Below are 18,533 nucleotides of genomic sequence, written 5' to 3'. Positions count from 1 at the left end.
CTATGTGAATGATTCTTATTTAATGAGTTTTTGCGGAAAAGGCAAAGTGGATTGTTTGTATTTTGATATTTCGCGTTTTATAATTCAGTGTCGTTTATAGGTTAGGCATGAGCTGTGCTTGCCTAACAATGCCAGCTTTCCTTGGAATTAATTCAACAAACTCCGGTCGGAGTTTCTACCTACAGGATGCCCGCTGTGAAAAGCAACAGACCTGTCAATTTGTCCATGGGTCAGGTGTTAGCGGTAAATTTACGCTCACCCGTGGCTATTGCATCAATTTTACACCGTTTATCAGGTGTCATCGTTTTCTTATTAGTACCAGTTCTCTTATGGATTCTAGATAAATCATTATCTTCACCAGAAGGATTTGACTACGTTAAAAATGTCGTTTTCGGAAATATCCTTGTACGTTTTATCGTTTGGGTATTTGTAGCCGGCTTAATTTTCCACTTTATTGCTGGGGTTAAGCATTTGCTTGCAGATCTAGGTTTTGCTGAAGAACTGCAAAGCGGTCGTATTGCAGCGACAATTTCATTGATCTTATCTGTGGTAGCCATTATCGCAGCCTTTGTATGGATTATGTTCTAATGAAAAGTGCTACAGGTTTAACAGGTTCAGGTTCTCGTGATTGGTTTATCCAGCGTGTAAGTGCTGTGGTATTGGCAGCTTATACTGTTGTTCTTTTTGGTTGGATTCTCTGCAAAGGCGGATTTGACTATCAACAATGGGCTGGCTTCATGATGACATTACCAATGAAGATTTTCTCTTTATTGGCAATTTTGTCGCTTATCGCACACGCATGGATTGGTATGTGGCAAGTTTTCACTGACTATGTCACTACTCGTCAAATGGGTCCTTCAGCGAAAGGTTTACGCCTTGTACTGACTACGGCTGTCATTATTGCAGTGTTTGTGTACGCAATCTGGGGTATCCAGATTTTCTGGGCGAATTGATAGGAAGATATCATGGGCGCGATAAACCCTAAAGAAGATTATTCAAATATTCAAAACCTCACTTTCGATGCAGTTATCGTTGGTGGTGGTGGTTCTGGTATGCGTGCATCTTACCAACTTGCTCAAGCAGGTTTGAAAGTTGCTGTACTTACTAAAGTTTTCCCAACACGTTCACATACAGTTGCTGCTCAGGGCGGTATCGGTGCGTCGTTAGGTAACATGCAAGAAGATAACTGGCATTTCCACTTTTACGATACGGTAAAAGGTTCTGACTGGTTAGGTGACCAAGACGCAATTGAATTTATGTGTCGTGAAGCACCAAAAGTTGTGTATGAACTTGAACATATGGGTATGCCGTTTGACCGTAACGCTGATGGTACAATTTACCAACGTCCGTTCGGTGGTCACTCTGCGAACTATGGTGATAAACCAGTTCCACGTGCTTGTGCTGCTGCTGACCGTACTGGTCACGCATTATTGCACACGCTTTATCAAAGCAACGTGAAAATGGGTACTCAATTCTTCGTTGAATGGATCGCTCTTGATTTGATCCGTAACGAAGCAGGTGATGTGCTTGGTGTGACTGCAATTGACCAAGAAACTGGTAATATTGCCGTATTCCAAGCAAAAGCAACATTGTTTGCAACTGGTGGTGCTGGTCGTGTTTACCGTGCATCAACAAATGCTTATATCAACACTGGTGACGGTCTTGGTATGGCTGCTCGTGCTGGCATTCCATTACAAGATATGGAATTCTGGCAATTCCACCCTACGGGTGTTGCGGGCGCAGGTGTATTGTTAACTGAAGGTTGTCGTGGTGAAGGTGCGATCCTTCGTAACAAAGACGGCGAACCGTTCATGGAACGTTATGCACCGACTTTAAAAGACTTGGCTCCACGTGACTTCGTATCACGCTCTATGGACCAGGAAATTAAAGAAGGTCGTGGTTGTGGTCCAAAAGGTGATTATATCTTACTTGATATGACTCACTTAGGTGCTGACACAATCATGAAGCGTTTACCATCTGTATTTGAGATCGGTAAAAAATTCGCAAACGTAGACATTACTAAAGAACCAATTCCAGTAGTGCCAACAATCCATTATCAAATGGGTGGTATTCCTACGAATATGCATGGTCAGGTGTGCTTACCAGAACCTGGTACAGACAACTACACTAAACCTGTAAAAGGTTTCTATGCAATTGGTGAATGTTCTTGCGTATCAGTACATGGTGCAAACCGTTTAGGTACTAACTCACTTCTTGACTTGGTTGTATTTGGTAAAGCTGCTGGTGAGCACATTATCGACTACGTAACTAAGCATCATGGTGATGAATATGCACCGCTTCCAACAAACGTATTAGAGCAAACTTTAAATCGCGTACGTAAGTTGGATGAATCAACTTCTGGTGAAAATGCACAAGAAGTTGCTGATGCAATTCGTGATATCGTTCAAGACCACGCTGGTGTGTTCCGTACTCAAGCATTGCTTGATAAAGGTGTTAAAGAGATTCTTGCTCTTGAACCGCGTGTGCGTAACATTCACTTGAAAGATAAATCTAAAGTATTTAACACTGCACGTGTTGAAGCGCTTGAAGTTGAAAACTTATATGAAGTTGCAAAAGCTACATTAATTTCAGCTGCTGCGCGTAAAGAATGTCGTGGTGCGCATACGGTAGTTGACTATGAATTACCAGCTGATCACCCAACTTATTCATACGGTCGCCGTGATGATGAGTGGATGAAACATACTTTATGGTATTCATCAGATAACCGTTTGGAATATAAGCCAGTGCGCTTCAAGCCGTTAACTGTTGATCCAATTCCACCAGCACCACGTACATTCTAATCGGGAGTATAAAGATGAGTAGAGGTACTCGTACATTCGAAATCTACCGCTATGATCCTGATAAGGATAAAGCGCCGTACATGCAAACTTTCAAACTTGAATTGACTGATAAGCACCGTATGTTGCTTGATGCATTGCTTGCTTTGAAAGTTCAAGATGAAACGTTAACATTCCGTCGCTCTTGCCGTGAAGGTATTTGTGGTTCTGATGGTGTGAACATCAATGGTAAGAATGGTTTAGCTTGCTTGCAAAACCTTAATGACTTACCAGAGAAAATTGTAATTCGTCCATTGCCAGGTTTGCCGGTTGTTAAAGATTTGGTTGTTGATATGAACCAATTCTATGATCAATATGACAAAATTCAGCCATTCTTGATCAATAATCAGCCAGCTCCACCTAAAGAGCGTTTACAGTCTCCGGAAGAGCGTGAACACTTAAATGGTTTGTATGAGTGTATTCTTTGCGCATGTTGTTCAACTTCATGCCCATCATTCTGGTGGAACCCTGATAAATTCTTGGGTCCTTCAGCATTGTTGAATGCATACCGTTTTATTATTGATTCTCGTGATACTGCGACTGCAGATCGTTTGGCTCGTCTTGACGATCCATTCAGTTTGTTCCGCTGTAAAGGTATCATGAACTGTGTGTCAGTATGTCCTAAAGGTTTGAATCCAACAAAAGCTATCGGTCACATCCGTAATATGTTGTTAGATCAAGCGGGTTAATTCTGCACAAATAGAGAACGCACATCCTTGATGTGCGTTTTTTTTTAATTTTATAATAGACGTCTTATACTTTAGTCGTTAAAAGAGGGGTTTTTATATAAAGCACCATATATTAATAGATAAAATTGGATATGTATTTCGCCAATTTATAGATGGTATGTGTCAAAAAAATCAATCGTTCGTTAAGAACATGATACGATTTGCCACAAAGTTGTAGGTAAAAAAAGCGTATACTAGTGAAATTAAATTAAGTGGCACGATCTTAGATCAGTGCTTAATTTTTATGGTCAAAGTCATTTTAGAAAAGTTAATTGTATAGTTAATTTTTCTAAAAAGATTTGCAAAAAATTGCTCGGTTTTAATCGAGTATAAGGTGAGTGATGATGCCATTGAGGGCGTTGTGATTCATTAATTACCTATGGAGTTTTCTCTCTAGGTAGTATGACGCCCCATGGTCTTGAAGACCTGTTGGGTAAGTAGTGTCATTTTTACCAATTTGACATTATGCATCATGGGTGTGCTTAAAAGGCAGCCTGTAATATTTTTTGCAATAGGAAATGGGTCCACAAATGCAAGAAGTTGCTGACGCATTGCGTCTTGACACTGAACTTTCCGCTGATAGTGCAGCGTATATTGAAGAACTTTACGAGCAGTACCTGACTTCCCCAACCTCCGTCGCTGAGGACTGGCGCCAATATTTCGATAAATATCCAAAGGGTGACCAACCACACAGCGCTGTGCGTGAGCAATTCCTATTACTAGGACGTAATGCTAATCGTGTTCAACCTGTTGTACAAAGTACTGTAAGTACTGAGCATGAGCGTCGTCAAATTGGCGTTTTACAACTTATTGCTGCTTATCGCAATCGCGGACATCAAAAAGCTAAATTAGATCCATTAGGTCTTGCTAAGCGTGAAGATATTCCTGATTTAAATCTTTCAGCACACGGTTTAACCAAATCAGATTTAGATACAGTATTCAATACAGGCAATCTTGAGATTGGCAAGAGCGAAGCAACGCTTGCCGAAATGATTGAAGCAATGGAAGCAATCTATTGTGGTTCAATCGGTGTTGAATACATGCACATCGTGGACACAAAAGAAAAACGTTGGATTCAACAGCGTCTTGAAAGTGCCCGTGGTAAATTCAATTTCTCAAATGATCAAAAGAAAGGCTTCTTAGAGCGTTTAACTGCTGCTGAGGGGCTAGAAAAATATCTCGGTAATAAATACGTCGGTGCTAAACGCTTTGGTGTTGAAGGCGGCGAATCTTTTATTCCTATGGTAAATGAGATTATCCAGCGTGCTGGTGCTGTAGGTTGTAAAGAAGTTGTTATCGGTATGCCACACCGTGGCCGTTTGAACCTTCTTGTTAATATTATGGGTAAAAATCCGGCGGACTTGTTTGGTGAGTTCGAAGGTAAATCACTTCATAAGAAAGGTTCTGGTGACGTTAAATACCACCAAGGTTTCTCAAGTAATGTAATGACTCCAGGTGGTGAAGTTCACTTGGCATTGGCATTTAACCCATCTCACTTGGAAATTGTTGGTCCTGTAGTTGAAGGTTCTGTGCGTGCGCGTCAAGTACGTCGTAGAGACATCGGCGGTGATGACGTATTGCCAGTTATTGTTCATGGTGATGCTGCATTTGCAGGTCAAGGCGTGAACATGGAAACCTTCCAAATGTCACAAACTCGTGGCTATACAGTTGGTGGTACGGTTCATATTATTGTGAATAACCAAGTTGGTTTCACAACTTCTGATCCACGTGATGCTCGTTCTACAGAGTACTGTACAGACGTTGCTAAAATGATTCAGGCACCGATTTTCCATGTAAATGGTGATGATCCTGAAGCTGTTATCTTTGCTACTCAATTAGCACATGATTTCCGTCACGAATTCCGTAAAGATGTTGTTATCGATTTGTTCTGTTATCGCCGTCGTGGTCATAACGAAGCGGATGAGCCATCTGGTACACAACCATTGATGTATCAAGTAATTGCGAAGAAAGCAACTACTCGTACACTTTATGCTGATCAACTTGTACAAGAGAAAGTACTTGATCGTGCTGAAGCTGATCAAATGGTTGAAGATTACCGTTCTGATTTAGAAGCGGGTAATCATGTAGCAAATGCATTGATTCTTGAACCAAATACCAAAATGTTTGTTGATTGGACTCCATATTTGGGCCATGACTATACAGACGATTGGGATACTTCATTTGACTTGAACCGCCTTAAAGAATTAGGCGAGGGCATGAGCAAACTTCCTGAAGGGTTTGTAATGCAGCGTCAGGTTCAAAAAGTAATTGAAGATCGCGTGAAAATGCAAACTGGCGAAACTCCTTTAAACTGGGGTGCAGCAGAAACTTTAGCTTATGCGACTTTATTGGATGAAGACTATCTAGTTCGTATTACTGGTGAAGACGTAGGTCGTGGTACCTTCTCACACCGTCATGCGAAATTGCATAACCAAGTTGATGGTTCAACTTACATTCCTCTTTGTCATGTTAAAGAGAACCAACCACGTTTCGCGATTTACGATTCTTTGTTATCTGAAGAAGCAGTTCTTGCATTTGAATATGGTTACGCAACTACAATTCCTAAGAGCTTAATTATTTGGGAAGCACAATTTGGTGACTTCGTAAACTGTGCTCAGGTTGTGATTGATCAGTTTATTGCTTCTGGTGAGACTAAGTGGGAGCGTGTTTGTGGTTTAACGATGTTGTTACCACATGGTTTCGAAGGTCAAGGTCCAGAGCACTCTTCAGCTCGTTTAGAACGTTTCTTACAGTTATGTGCTGAAGACAACATGCAAGTGATCACTCCAACGACACCTGCACAGATTTTTCATGCATTACGTCGTCAAGCTGTACGCCCAATTCGTAAGCCATTAATCGTAATGTCACCGAAATCTTTACTTCGTCATAAACTTGCGACTTCTACTTTAGAAGAGCTAGCACATGGTTCATTCCAAACTGTAATTGACGAAATCGATCAAATTAACAAGTCAGATGTAACTCGTCTTGTACTTTGTGGCGGTAAAGTTTATTACGACTTACTCGAAAAACGTCGTGAACAAAACTTAACTAATGTTGCAATCGTACGTATTGAACAGTTGTATCCATATCCAGAGCAACGTCTTGCGGAAATCTTGGCTGCTTATCCAAATGTGAAAGAACTCGTTTGGGCACAAGAAGAGCCGAAGAACCAAGGCGCTTGGTTGTTTATCGCACCGCGTTTATATGACGATATCTTAAAATCTGGCAAACAAATCCGTATCAGTTTTGCAGGTCGTGAAGCTTCTGCTGCACCAGCTTGTGGCTCACCGTACTTGCATGCAAAACAACAAGCTCAGCTAATTAATGATGCATTGGCAATCGAAGCTGAACAATCAGGAGATTCTCAATAATGGCAACCGAAATTAAAGCACCGGTATTCCCAGAGTCTGTTGCAGATGGCACCATCGCAACTTGGCATAAAAAGGTGGGTGAACCTGTATCACGTGATGAAGTAATCTGTGATATTGAAACCGACAAAGTTGTTTTAGAAGTTGTTGCTCCTGCAGATGGTAGCTTGGTTGCAATCATTAAAGGTGAAGGCGATACAGTTCTTTCTGACGAAGTTATTGCTCAATTCGAAGCTGGTGCTGGCGCAGCTGCTGCTCCTGCAGCAGTAGAACAAGCAGTTGCTCAAACTCAAGCTGGTGCAGCTCCTGTTGTTGAGCGTACAGAAACTGTGTCTGATCAAGCTCCTGCGGTCCGTAAAGCGTTAACTGAATCTGGTATTGCTGCTTCTGACGTACAAGGTACTGGTCGTGGTGGTCGTATCACTAAAGAAGATGTTGCAAACCATCAAGCTAAACCAGCTGCTAACGTTACTCCGTTAAGCGTTGCTGTTGGCGAGCGTATCGAAAAACGCGTTCCAATGACTCGTTTACGTAAACGTGTTGCTGAGCGTCTTCTTGCAGCTACTCAAGAAACTGCAATGTTAACTACATTTAACGAAGTTAACATGAAGCCAATCATGGAATTGCGTAAGCAATATAAAGATGCTTTCGAAAAACGTCATGGTGCTCGTTTAGGCTTCATGTCATTCTTCGTTAAAGCAGCAACTGAAGCGCTTAAACGTTACCCAGCTGTAAATGCTTCAATTGATGGCGACGATATCGTTTATCACGGTTACTATGACATCGGTGTTGCAGTATCTTCTGATCGTGGTCTTGTTGTACCAGTATTACGTGATACAGACCGTATGAGCTACGCAGAAGTTGAAGCAGGTATTGCTGCTTATGCTGCTAAAGCACGTGATGGTAAATTATCTATCGAAGAAATGACTGGTGGTACTTTCACTATCACTAACGGTGGTACTTTCGGTTCATTGCTTTCAACTCCTATTTTGAACCAGCCGCAAACTGGTATCTTGGGTATGCACAAAATCCAAGAGCGTCCTATGGCGGTAAATGGTCAAGTTGAAATCTTGCCAATGATGTACTTAGCGCTTTCTTACGACCACCGTATGATCGATGGTAAAGAAGCTGTAGGTTTCTTGGTAGCAATCAAAGAATTGTTAGAAGAGCCAGCTAAACTCATCCTTGATCTTTAATTTCTTCGAATAAATACCTACCAGGATAGAGCGTTCCTCTATCTTGGTTTATGGAGATAAAAATGTCTCAACAATTTGATCTTGTTGTCATCGGCGGTGGTCCTGGTGGTTATGAAGCTGCGATTCGTGCTGCTCAACTAGGCTTCAAAGTCGCTTGTATTGAAAAACGTATTCACAACGGTAAGCCTTCTTTAGGTGGTACTTGCTTAAACGTAGGTTGTATCCCTTCTAAAGCTTTGCTTGATTCTTCTCATCGTTATGAAGATACAGTGCATCACTTAGCTGATCACGGTATTACAACTGGTGAAGTGAATTTCGATCTTGCAAAACTTCTTGCTCGTAAAGACAAAATTGTTGACCAATTAACTGGCGGTATCGACCAATTGCTTAAAGGCAACGGTATTGAGTGGTTAAAAGGTACAGGTAAATTACTTGCTGGTAAAAAAGTTGAGTTCGTTTCTCATGAAGGTGAAACTCAAGTTTTAGAACCTAAATACGTGATTCTTGCGTCTGGTTCTGTGCCTGTAAATATTCCTGTAGCTCCTGTAGATCAAGATATTATTGTTGATTCAACTGGCGCATTAAACTTCCCAGAAGTACCTAAGCGTTTAGGTGTAATTGGTGCAGGTGTAATCGGTTTAGAACTTGGTTCAGTATGGCGTCGTCTTGGTGCTGAAGTTGTTGTATTTGAAGCAATGGATGCATTCTTGCCAATGGCTGATAAAGCTTTGGCAAAAGAATACCAAAAGCTTTTAACTAAGCAAGGTCTTGATATTCGCGTTGGTGCTAAAGTTTCTGGCACTGAAGTTAATGGTCGTGAAGTGACTGTTAAATACACTCAAGGTGGCGAAGAAAAAACTCAAACTTTTGACAAATTAATCGTTTGTGTTGGCCGTAAAGCTTATGCAGAAGGTTTATTGGCTGAAGATTCAGGCATTAAATTAACTGAACGTGGTTTAGTTGAAGTAAACGATCACTGTGCAACTTCTGTAGAAGGTGTATATGCGATTGGTGACTTGGTTCGCGGTCCAATGCTTGCTCATAAAGCAATGGAAGAGGGTGTAATGGCTGTTGAACGTATTCACGGTCATGCTGCTCAAGTAAACTATGACACAATCATTTCTGTTATCTATACACACCCTGAAGCGGCGTGGGTTGGTTTAACTGAAGAACAAGCTAAAGAAAAAGGTCATGAAGTAAAAACTGGTCAATTCGGTTTTGCTGTAAATGGTCGTGCTTTAGCTGCTGGTGAAGGTGCAGGTTTTGTTAAGTTCGTTGCTGATGCAAAAACTGACCGTTTATTAGGTATGCATGTGATTGGACCTGCAGCATCTGATATCGTTCACCAAGGTATGATCGCTCTTGAATTTGTATCTTCTGTTGAAGATCTTCAGTTGATGACTTTTGGTCACCCAACATTCTCTGAAGTTGTTCATGAAGCTGCACTTGCTGTAGATGGTCGTGCAATTCACGCGATTCAACGTAAGCGTAAATAAAATTAAAGAGCGGTTTCTCCGCTCTTTTTCACATTCGATGGTGTGATTAAAAAATCATCAAGTTGATAGACGTAGACAGCAATTTGCACATACAACATGAGAATGTTGCGCAAATTGAAGACAACAAACAAAGTTAAGTAGGTAACTAAATGAACTTACATGAGTATCAAGCTAAAGCGTTATTGAAAGAATATGGTATGCCGGTACAAGAAGGTATCTTGGCAACCAATGCAGATGAAGCAGTTGCTGCATTTGAACAGCTTGGTGGTAAATTCGCTGTAATGAAGGCGCAAGTTCATGCTGGTGGTCGTGGTAAGGCTGGTGGCGTTAAAGTTGCAAAATCTAAAGAAGATGTTATCGAATTTGCAAACAATATCATTGGTACTCGTCTTGTAACGTATCAAACAGATGCAAATGGTCAACCAGTAAACAGCATCATTGTTGCTGAAGACGTATATCCAGTTGAGCGTGAGCTTTACTTGGGCGCGGTTGTAGACCGTTCTAGCCGTCGTATTACTTTCATGGCTTCTACAGAAGGTGGTGTAGAAATCGAGAAAGTTGCTGAAGAAACTCCAGAAAAAATTATCAAAGTTGAAGTTGATCCATTAGTTGGCTTACAACCATTCCAAGCACGTGAAGTTGCGTTTGCTTTAGGTTTGAAAGACAAACAAATCGGTCAATTCGTAAAAATCATGACAGCTGCTTACCAAGCATTTGTTGAAAACGATTTTGCTTTATTTGAAATTAACCCGCTTTCTGTTCGTGAAAACGGCGAAATTTTATGTGTAGATGCGAAAGTAGGTATCGACTCTAACGCGCTTTACCGTTTACCTAAAGTTGCTGCTTTACGTGACAAATCTCAAGAGAATGAGCGTGAATTAAAAGCATCTGAATTTGATCTTAACTATGTTGCTTTAGAAGGTAACATCGGTTGTATGGTTAACGGTGCTGGTCTTGCAATGGCAACTATGGACATCATTAAACTTTATGGTGGTCAGCCTGCAAACTTCCTTGACGTTGGTGGCGGTGCAACTAAAGAGCGCGTAATTGAAGCGTTCAAAATCATCCTTGCTGATACATCTGTACAAGGTGTTTTAATTAACATCTTCGGTGGTATCGTACGTTGTGACATGATTGCTGAAGCAATTATTGCAGCGGTTCAAGAAGTAAACGTAACTGTTCCAGTTGTTGTTCGTTTAGAAGGTAACAACGCTGAGTTAGGTGCTAAATTACTTGATGAATCTGGTTTGAAATTAATTTCTGCGAACGGTTTGTCTGATGCCGCAGAAAAAGTTGTAGCTGCAGTTAAAGCGTAAGGGGAGTATCAATCATGAGCGTATTAATTAATAAAGACACTAAAGTATTGGTACAAGGTTTTACTGGTAAAAACGGTACTTTCCACTCTGCACAAGCTTTAGACTACGGTACAAAAGTTGTTGGTGGTGTTACTCCAGGTAAAGGTGGTACAACTCACCTTGACTTACCAGTATTCAACACAATGAAAGAAGCTGTACGTGAAACAAATGCAGATGCATCTGTAATCTATGTACCAGCTCCATTCGTTTTAGACTCAATCGTTGAAGCGGTTGATTCAGGTGTTGGCCTAATCGTTGTGATCACTGAAGGTGTTCCAACAATCGACATGCTTAAAGCAAAACGTTATTTAGAAACTAACGGTAACGGTACTCGTTTAGTTGGTCCTAACTGCCCAGGCGTGATCACTCCGGGTGAATGTAAGATCGGTATTATGCCTGGTCACATCCACCAACCAGGTCGTATTGGTATTATCTCACGTTCAGGTACATTGACTTATGAAGCTGTTGCTCAAACAACTAAGCTTGGTTTAGGTCAGTCTACTTGTATCGGTATTGGTGGTGACCCAATCCCAGGTATGAACCAAATCGAAGCGCTTCAATTGTTCCAAGACGATCCAGATACTGATGCAATCATCATGATCGGTGAGATCGGTGGTACAGCGGAAGAAGAAGCTGCTGAATTCATCAAATCTAACGTGACTAAGCCTGTAGTAGGTTACATCGCTGGTGTAACTGCTCCTAAAGGTAAGCGTATGGGTCACGCTGGTGCGATCATTTCTGGTGGTCAAGGTACTGCTGAAGAGAAATTTGCTGCATTTGAAAAAGCAGGTATGGCTTACACTCGTAGCCCAGCTGAGCTTGGTTCAACTATGTTGCAAGTATTAAAAGAGAAAGGTTTAGTTTAATAGCTACCTTAAATCTTTAAAAAATACCGCATCTGAAAAATGATGCGGTATTTTTTTGCATCATTGAAAAGTAGCATAAAATGAAATGAGAAATAATAACGCTAAAAAGAGACAAAAAAATACGCAATGATTGGGGTGATCATTGCGTAGAACAACGAATCTGTTAAAAACAGTTTCGGCTTAAGGAGAAATGTCGTGAGGTTCATATCAACCTACTTGAGCTATATTAGTGAGGTGTTCATATTTGTTCATTAAGGTTCACGTTAATTAGTGTTACTTCACGTTAAAAGGGTAAGAGCGTGTGAATCATAATAAATATATAGAAATTGTAATAACTTAAATTATTGAATCTAAATGTAATTATGAAAAAAGCCCCGTAGGGCTTTTTGAATTATATTTTGAATCTAAGAATTAGAATTTAAATAAGCCTAAGCCATCTTTAACTTCATCTAAAGTTTGCTGAGTAATGATTCGACATTTATCAGTACCTTGACGTAAAACATCCATAATGTAATCAGGGTCTTTAGCAAGTTCTTCACGGCGCTCACGAATAGGAGTAATTAATTCTTTTAACACACCTTCGAGACGTTTTTTAACAGTACCGTCACCAAGACCACCACGACGGTAATGAGCTTTTAATTCCTCAACTTCTTCTTTGTTTGGATCAAATGCATCTAAGTAAGTAAATACGATGTTTCCTTCAACCTGACCTGGATCTTCGATACGAAGATGATTTGGGTCAGTGTACATTGCGTTTACAGCTTTTTTAATGTCTTTGTCAGAAGCATTTAAAACAATGGTATTACCTAATGACTTAGACATTTTTGCTTTACCATCAAAACCAGGTAAACGAGCCATATTAGAAAGCAACGCTTTACATTCAGGTAAAAGGTCTTGACCAATTTGACGGTTTACACGACGCACGATTTCATTCGTTTGCTCAATCATTGGAATCTGATCTTCACCTACTGGTACTACAGTTGCTTTAAAAGCCGTAATATCAGCCGCCTGTGCAACAGGATAGCAAAGGAAGCCCGCAGGAATGTCACGTTCAAAACCGCGCATTTGAATTTCAGATTTAATAGTCGGGTTACGTTCTAAACGAGCCACAGTTACAAAGTTAAGATATAGCATTGTAAGTTCATTCAGTGCTGGTAAACATGACTGAACACAAATAGTTGTTTTAGTCGGATCAATACCAACAGCTAAATAATCTAGAGCAACTTCTAAAATGTTACGACGTACTTTATCTGGGTTATCTGCATTATCTGTTAATGCTTGTGCATCTGCTAATAAGAGGTGTTGATGGTGGCTATCCTGTAAACCTACACGTGAACGCAAAGAACCGACAAAATGCCCAAGGTGAAGTTGTCCGGTTGGGCGGTCGCCTGTCAAAATAATTGGACGCTGATCAACATTACTCATTATTTATTCCACTATCGTATTGGCTTAATCAGGGATAGTAAGCCCTGTAATATAAAAGATTGACATTATTGTACGGGAAATAAATTTTTTTCGTCAGCGATTGGTTAAACTTTCTTAAAATAATATTGTGAATTTATTCAGTAAAATTACAGAAAACGGAATATTTCATCTTACAATAGCTAGATAAATACAAACCTGGATAAGAAATGGCAAGTGGCTTACTTTTATTACTAGATGATATTGCAACAATTTTAGATGATGTCGCTTTAATGAGCAAAATGGCAGCAAAGAAAACTGCCGGTGTTTTAGGTGATGATTTGGCTTTAAATGCACAACAGGTAACAGGTGTACGTGCAGATCGTGAATTGCCTATCGTATGGAAGGTTGCCAAAGGTTCTTTAGTTAATAAGCTTATTTTAGTACCTTTAGCTTTATTAATTAGTGTTATCGCACCGTGGCTGATTAACCCTTTATTGATGCTAGGTGGTTTATTTCTATGTTATGAAGGTGTTGAAAAAGTTCTTCATACAATTATGCATAGAAAAGCTTCAACCTCTGAGGAAGCAGAAAAAGAATTTAACAATGAAGAGCTGGATCTGGCTACTTTTGAAAAAGAGAAAGTAAAAGGAGCTATTCGAACTGACTTTATTTTATCTGCTGAAATTGTTGTTATTTCTTTAGGAACGGTTGCTACGGCGGCTTTAATAACAAAAATAAGTGTACTTAGCATTATTGCTGTTGTGATGACACTAGGTGTTTATGGCTTGGTTGGTGTGATTGTTAAGATTGATGATTTAGGATTATATTTAACAAAACAGGCTGCTTCTTTTAAACAAACTCTAGGACGTGGTTTACTTGCTTTTGCTCCTCTTTTAATGAAGCTACTTTCTATTGTTGGAACTATTGCAATGTTTTTAGTAGGTGGAGGGATTATTAACCATACAATTCCTTTACTTCATCATATTACTGATAGTACCGTCGATCATGTAGAGAATATACCCGCAGTAGGCAATATTATTGGAGCTTTAACACCGACATTAATGAACTTTGCGATTGGTATGATTGCTGGGGCGGTTGTGTTGCTAGTGGTGAGTTTAATACAGAAAATGTGGCCAAAAGCTTCTGACTAATCAGGCCATTTAATAAGAAGAGGGACGTTATGCGCTGGAGAGATCGTAGAGTCAGTACCAATGTTGAGGACCGTCGAGGTGGGGGCGGTGTTAAAGCAGGTGGTATTAGTATTATTGGTTTGGTCGTGGCATTTGTCGCATGGAAATTTTTTGGCGTTGATCCGCAAATGGCTTATCAGGCAACACAGCAGGTTACTGCTTCACAACAATCAAATGCAACCTCACCAGAAAGTTTAACACCTGAGCAAAAAGAAGCATCGGATTTTGTGGGAACTGTATTAGCTGATACAGAAGATACGTGGACACCTATATTTAAGCAATTAGGGAAAACTTACACGCCACCAAAGTTAGTTTTATTTAGTGGAATGACTCGCTCAGGTTGTGGTACCGCTCAATCTGCTATGGGACCTTTTTATTGCCCAGCTGACCAAAAAGTTTATATTGATACCGAATTCTTTAAAGATATGCGCGAGCAAATGGGGATTTCGGGTGAGCAAAATAAATCAGAGCTTTCTCGCCAAGATCAGGCAGGGGATTTTGCCCAAGCCTATGTTGTTGCGCATGAAGTAGGCCATCATGTTCAAACCTTGCTTGGTATTTCATCTCAAGTGCAACAAGCTCGTTCGCAAGTCAGCCAAAGAGAGGGTAACCAATTATCTGTTCGACAAGAGTTACAAGCTGACTGTTTAGCAGGTATATGGGCAAATCATAATCAACAACGTACTCAGTTTTTAGAGTCTGGTGATGTTGAAGAAGCAATGGATGCAGCTCAAAAAATTGGTGATGACTATTTGCAAAAACGTGCGACAGGACAAGTTGTACCTGATAGTTTTACGCATGGTACGAGTGAACAGCGGATGCATTGGTTTCAAGTGGGCTTAAAGTCCGGTGATATCAACCAATGTGATACTTTTAATAATCCTATCTAATGTTAAAGATGAGTTTATTAAAACACTTTAAATAAGCTCATCTTTTAATACCCCAACTTCATAATTAATGTTAAGAAATTTAACTGATCGATAGAATGATTAAAGTAATTCGTTAAACTTATATTCCAACTTTTAACTGTTTAGGCCCTTATAAGGTGCCTACTTCCTCATTCTGTTCAGTTTAGCTGTCTAGGTTTTTTATTTGGTCATTGACCCAGAAGAAGGGTATTCATGGGTAATTTTTTCTTATTACAAGCACTTACAGTTGTATTTGCTTTATCAATTGCAACGACTATATTCAATAAGCGTATTTTAGGCTTTCCTCAAGCTATTGGCGTGCCTCTTGTTTCTGCAATCTTTGTCTTCATTTTGCAATGGGGAGCTAGTCTCTTAAATGGTAATCAGTTCATTACCATTAATATTCACAATATTGAAGAAGCAGTACGTCATATCGATTTTTATGACTTTTTAATTAATGGCGTCATTTGTTTTATTCTGACATCTTCTGCACTGAAATTTAAAATTTCAGACTTAAGAAGTTATTGGCGACAAATTAGTATTCTAGCGACTATTGCACTAGTTATCTGCGCCGTATTGTTTGGTGGCTTACTTTACGGCTTCCAATTACTGGTTGGCCATCATGTACCAATTTTAGTTCTTCTATTATTAGGCGCGGCATTGGGAGCAACTGACCCGATCGGTATTAAAGGTGTTTTAAGTTCGATTCGTGCGCCCCATCATTTAATTGTCAAATTAGAAGGCGAATCTTTATTTAACGATGCAATGTGTATTGCACTATTTATGACATTGCTGAACGTTTTACAAGGTGAACATTTTTCGTTAGTTGCGACTTTAGAAGCTTTACTTTATGAAATTGTGGTTGCTGTCGGTATTGGATGGGCATTCGGTATAGGAACATTACGTCTATTACGTGGCAAACACGAAATGGAGTCCCTGATTCTAACAACTGCCTTACTTGCTAGCGGAGCATATTTAGTTGCTTTGTTTGCTCACGCTTCTGCTCCGATTGCTTGTGTGATTGGCGGTTTAATCGTTGGTAATAAATGGAAAGAAATCCGTGAAGAGCGTGAGATTAGAGAAGTTAATCATTTTTGGCATACAGTAGAAGGAATTATCAATTCATTCTTATTCACTTTAATTGGTCTTGAGCTATTTATTCTTGATTTGAATTTTAGCCTGATCTTAGGGGGAATAGTTGCTTTCTTTATTTTGCATATTTCTCGCTTTGCAGCAAATTTTATGTCTTTTGCTTTCTTCCCAACAATGCGTAAAACCAAAAGCTACAATGGTAGTTTAACTATCTTATCTTGGGGTGGCGTACGAGGCGGGATTTCACTTGCTTTAATTCTGGCTGTTGCAAATATTCCAGCACTTAGTCCTTATAGTAGTATTCTTATTGGATATACCTTTATTAGTGTACTGTTATCTGGTGTGGTGTGTGGTCTTGGTCTACCGGCAGTAATGAACGCATTTTATTACAACCCTAATGAAGAAACCGAAGGACTTAAAGGCTTTTACCAAAAGTTATGTCACAAAATGAATCGCCGTGGCTTTCAATATATTGTAGGAGAAGATGCGTTAGGAAGAGAAACTATTACTATCTTTAACCCTGATGTTATTGTTGATCAAAAAACAGAAGATGGTATTGCAACTATGCATGACCCTAATAAGTTACAAGAAGTAAAACGTTTTGAGAGTCCAGATAATTTTTAACTTAACTTAAAAATCTTTTTAATTAGTATTAAAAAATTAGGCTTTAGTGTAATAGTAAAATATTATCTGAAGCCATTTTTTTCTATATATATCATTATTAATATATTTTATTTTATTGAGATATTAAAAATTGTTATATAAAAAATTAAATTAAAATAGTTTTCAATAAATTTTCAATAATAAAAAATTAAATTTGTTTTATATATAAAACAGTTGCTAGTTATTTTTCGTAATTTATAAGAATAAGAACGAGAATTTTATTTATATAAAATTTGTATTAATTAAATTTTTTTCTTTAAGGACTTTAGTATTTATTTTTTTTATTTTAAAGTGGTTAATGTAAAAATGATCACATTACTTAATGTTTTTAAGTTGTAGGTCAAAAACTCGAAAACATTAAGTAAAAAGAATTATACAAAAAATCATTTAAATCAATAATATAAAAGGAATATAGATATGCCTGAGATACAAATTATTGCCAAGGACAGTCACAAAACCTTGGTAACAACAGAGGGAACTTCTGCAAAACTTTCAGAAGCGTCAGTTGTATTGGTAAAAGTAGCTGCCAGTGATGTACTGGTAGTCAATAGAGAGGGTACTAATGCAGTAATTCGCCTAAAAAATGGCGAAACTATTGTTATTGAAGGCTTCTTTAGTGGTACTGCTGAACCAGCTGATAACAGTCTTGTATTTCAAGATCAGAATGGTCAACTCATTTGGGCAAAATTTAAAGATGCTGAAAATGATGCAGATGCTGACAGCGATGCAGATGCAGATGCCGACAGTGATGTGGAGCCACAAGCACTTTTAGGTGAAGACTTACCAGCAGCACTACCAGCAGAAGCACCACAGGCATTAGTGTCTGATGTTATTTATCAACCAATTTCTTCAATTCAGCCATTACTTTATCATGATGCAGGTGTGAACCCATGGTTATGGGCAGCAGTACCTCTAGTTGCAGGCGGTATCATTGCCGCTGCATCAAATAGTGGTAGTAGTAATGACTCTTCTCCTGCAGATACTACACCCCCAAATACAAATGGGGTTACTTTCTCTGTTGATCCTATAACTTCAGATAATGTTATTAATTCAACTGAAGCTGCTGGTAACGTTACTGTTACAGGCAGCTTAAAAAATATTCCAGCAGATGCTGCAAATACTGTCGTTACTGTAGTTGTGAATGGTGTAACTTATACTGCAACTGTAGATAAAGTAGCAGGAACATGGAGCGTAGTTGTACCAGGCAGTGGATTAATTGCAGATAGCGATAAAACCATTGATGCAAAAGTTACGTTTACTGATGCAGCGGGTAATAGTAGCAATATAACTGAATCAAAAACTTATACAGTAGATACCACTGCGCCAAGTGCACCGGTAATTGATCCAATCAATGCAACTAATCCTGTAACAGGTACAGCAGAAGCTGGTTCAACAGTTAAGGTCACTTTCCCGGATGGTACGACAGCGAC

Annotated in this window: 14 protein-coding genes and 1 pseudogene; 14 read left to right on the top strand and 1 reads right to left on the bottom strand. The window is 39.3% G+C overall.

Annotation, left to right across the window (positions count from 1 at the left end; all coding sequences use genetic code 11):
• Positions 1-186: 186 nt before the first annotated feature.
• The 10 genes and pseudogenes from sdhC to sucD all read left to right on the top strand — a co-directional run bounded on the left by sdhC (position 187) and on the right by sucD (position 11,846).
• Complete coding sequence (sdhC, locus tag HMPREF0014_RS17325; RefSeq protein ID WP_006580405.1) at positions 187-588, top strand: succinate dehydrogenase, cytochrome b556 subunit; 402 nt, start codon at positions 187-189, stop codon at positions 586-588.
• The gene (gene sdhD / locus HMPREF0014_RS17320) at positions 588-953 is read left to right on the top strand and encodes a succinate dehydrogenase, hydrophobic membrane anchor protein (RefSeq protein ID WP_000833672.1); all 366 of its coding nucleotides are present in this window, start codon (positions 588-590) and stop codon (positions 951-953) included. Before sdhC ends, sdhD begins: the two co-directional genes overlap by 1 nt.
• Positions 954-965: 12 nt before the next feature.
• Positions 966-2,801, top strand: a complete 1,836-nt coding sequence (gene sdhA, locus HMPREF0014_RS17315) for a succinate dehydrogenase flavoprotein subunit (protein WP_002051114.1) — start codon at positions 966-968, stop codon at positions 2,799-2,801.
• A 14-nt stretch (positions 2,802-2,815) separates the two neighbouring features.
• On the top strand, positions 2,816-3,526 hold the full coding sequence (locus HMPREF0014_RS17310; RefSeq protein WP_002051353.1) for a succinate dehydrogenase iron-sulfur subunit: 711 nt from the start codon (positions 2,816-2,818) through the stop codon (positions 3,524-3,526).
• A gap of 283 nt (positions 3,527-3,809) precedes the next feature.
• Positions 3,810-3,938: pseudogene (locus tag HMPREF0014_RS25565) on the top strand (hypothetical protein).
• 157 nt (positions 3,939-4,095) lie between these two features.
• Positions 4,096-6,936, top strand: a complete 2,841-nt coding sequence (locus tag HMPREF0014_RS17305) for a 2-oxoglutarate dehydrogenase E1 component (RefSeq protein ID WP_004885492.1) — start codon at positions 4,096-4,098, stop codon at positions 6,934-6,936.
• Entirely contained in the window at positions 6,936-8,129 is a 1,194-nt protein-coding gene (gene odhB / locus HMPREF0014_RS17300; protein WP_002051292.1) for a 2-oxoglutarate dehydrogenase complex dihydrolipoyllysine-residue succinyltransferase, read from the top strand. The genes HMPREF0014_RS17305 and odhB overlap by 1 nt, the downstream gene beginning before the upstream one ends.
• A 62-nt stretch (positions 8,130-8,191) precedes the next feature.
• Complete coding sequence (lpdA, locus tag HMPREF0014_RS17295; RefSeq protein ID WP_002051272.1) at positions 8,192-9,625, top strand: dihydrolipoyl dehydrogenase; 1,434 nt, start codon at positions 8,192-8,194, stop codon at positions 9,623-9,625.
• Between the two features lie 149 nt (positions 9,626-9,774).
• Entirely contained in the window at positions 9,775-10,941 is a 1,167-nt protein-coding gene (gene sucC, locus HMPREF0014_RS17290; protein WP_001048573.1) for an ADP-forming succinate--CoA ligase subunit beta, read from the top strand.
• A gap of 14 nt (positions 10,942-10,955) precedes the next feature.
• Complete coding sequence (gene sucD / locus HMPREF0014_RS17285) at positions 10,956-11,846, top strand: succinate--CoA ligase subunit alpha (RefSeq protein ID WP_002051332.1); 891 nt, start codon at positions 10,956-10,958, stop codon at positions 11,844-11,846.
• A 411-nt stretch (positions 11,847-12,257) separates the two neighbouring features.
• On the opposite strand, the gene trpS is transcribed toward sucD, so the two are convergent.
• Positions 12,258-13,271, bottom strand: a complete 1,014-nt coding sequence (gene trpS, locus HMPREF0014_RS17280; protein ID WP_000072941.1) for a tryptophan--tRNA ligase — start codon at positions 13,269-13,271, stop codon at positions 12,258-12,260.
• A gap of 206 nt (positions 13,272-13,477) precedes the next feature.
• Here trpS and HMPREF0014_RS17275 point away from each other — a divergent pair, with 206 nt between their 5' ends.
• From HMPREF0014_RS17275 to HMPREF0014_RS17260, 4 genes are all read left to right on the top strand, one after another.
• Complete coding sequence (locus HMPREF0014_RS17275; RefSeq protein ID WP_004885495.1) at positions 13,478-14,401, top strand: DUF808 domain-containing protein; 924 nt, start codon at positions 13,478-13,480, stop codon at positions 14,399-14,401.
• Between the two features lie 29 nt (positions 14,402-14,430).
• On the top strand, positions 14,431-15,330 hold the full coding sequence (locus tag HMPREF0014_RS17270; protein WP_004885498.1) for a neutral zinc metallopeptidase: 900 nt from the start codon (positions 14,431-14,433) through the stop codon (positions 15,328-15,330).
• 231 nt (positions 15,331-15,561) lie between these two features.
• The gene (locus tag HMPREF0014_RS17265; protein WP_002051161.1) at positions 15,562-17,064 is read left to right on the top strand and encodes a cation:proton antiporter; all 1,503 of its coding nucleotides are present in this window, start codon (positions 15,562-15,564) and stop codon (positions 17,062-17,064) included.
• A gap of 456 nt (positions 17,065-17,520) precedes the next feature.
• The coding region (locus HMPREF0014_RS17260) for a BapA prefix-like domain-containing protein (RefSeq protein ID WP_004885500.1) at positions 17,521-18,533 on the top strand (1,013 nt) is incomplete at its 3' end.

Origin of the sequence: Acinetobacter sp. RUH 2624, from assembly GCF_000162375.2 — a bacterium.
Classification (GTDB): Bacteria; Pseudomonadota; Gammaproteobacteria; order Pseudomonadales; family Moraxellaceae; genus Acinetobacter; species Acinetobacter nosocomialis.
This window is presented reverse-complemented; position numbering and strand designations above follow the sequence as displayed.

Coding starts and splice junctions, on each gene's coding strand:
- HMPREF0014_RS17270 (WP_004885498.1), top strand. CDS start 14,431: ATGCGCTGGAGAGATCGTAGAGTCAGTACCAATGTTGAGGACCGTCGA.
- sucD (WP_002051332.1), top strand. CDS start 10,956: ATGAGCGTATTAATTAATAAAGACACTAAAGTATTGGTACAAGGTTTT.
- HMPREF0014_RS17265 (WP_002051161.1), top strand. CDS start 15,562: ATGGGTAATTTTTTCTTATTACAAGCACTTACAGTTGTATTTGCTTTA.
- sdhC (WP_006580405.1), top strand. CDS start 187: ATGCCCGCTGTGAAAAGCAACAGACCTGTCAATTTGTCCATGGGTCAG.
- HMPREF0014_RS17310 (WP_002051353.1), top strand. CDS start 2,816: ATGAGTAGAGGTACTCGTACATTCGAAATCTACCGCTATGATCCTGAT.
- sdhD (WP_000833672.1), top strand. CDS start 588: ATGAAAAGTGCTACAGGTTTAACAGGTTCAGGTTCTCGTGATTGGTTT.
- lpdA (WP_002051272.1), top strand. CDS start 8,192: ATGTCTCAACAATTTGATCTTGTTGTCATCGGCGGTGGTCCTGGTGGT.
- sdhA (WP_002051114.1), top strand. CDS start 966: ATGGGCGCGATAAACCCTAAAGAAGATTATTCAAATATTCAAAACCTC.
- HMPREF0014_RS17275 (WP_004885495.1), top strand. CDS start 13,478: ATGGCAAGTGGCTTACTTTTATTACTAGATGATATTGCAACAATTTTA.
- sucC (WP_001048573.1), top strand. CDS start 9,775: ATGAACTTACATGAGTATCAAGCTAAAGCGTTATTGAAAGAATATGGT.
- trpS (WP_000072941.1), bottom strand. CDS start 13,271: ATGAGTAATGTTGATCAGCGTCCAATTATTTTGACAGGCGACCGCCCA.
- odhB (WP_002051292.1), top strand. CDS start 6,936: ATGGCAACCGAAATTAAAGCACCGGTATTCCCAGAGTCTGTTGCAGAT.
- HMPREF0014_RS17305 (WP_004885492.1), top strand. CDS start 4,096: ATGCAAGAAGTTGCTGACGCATTGCGTCTTGACACTGAACTTTCCGCT.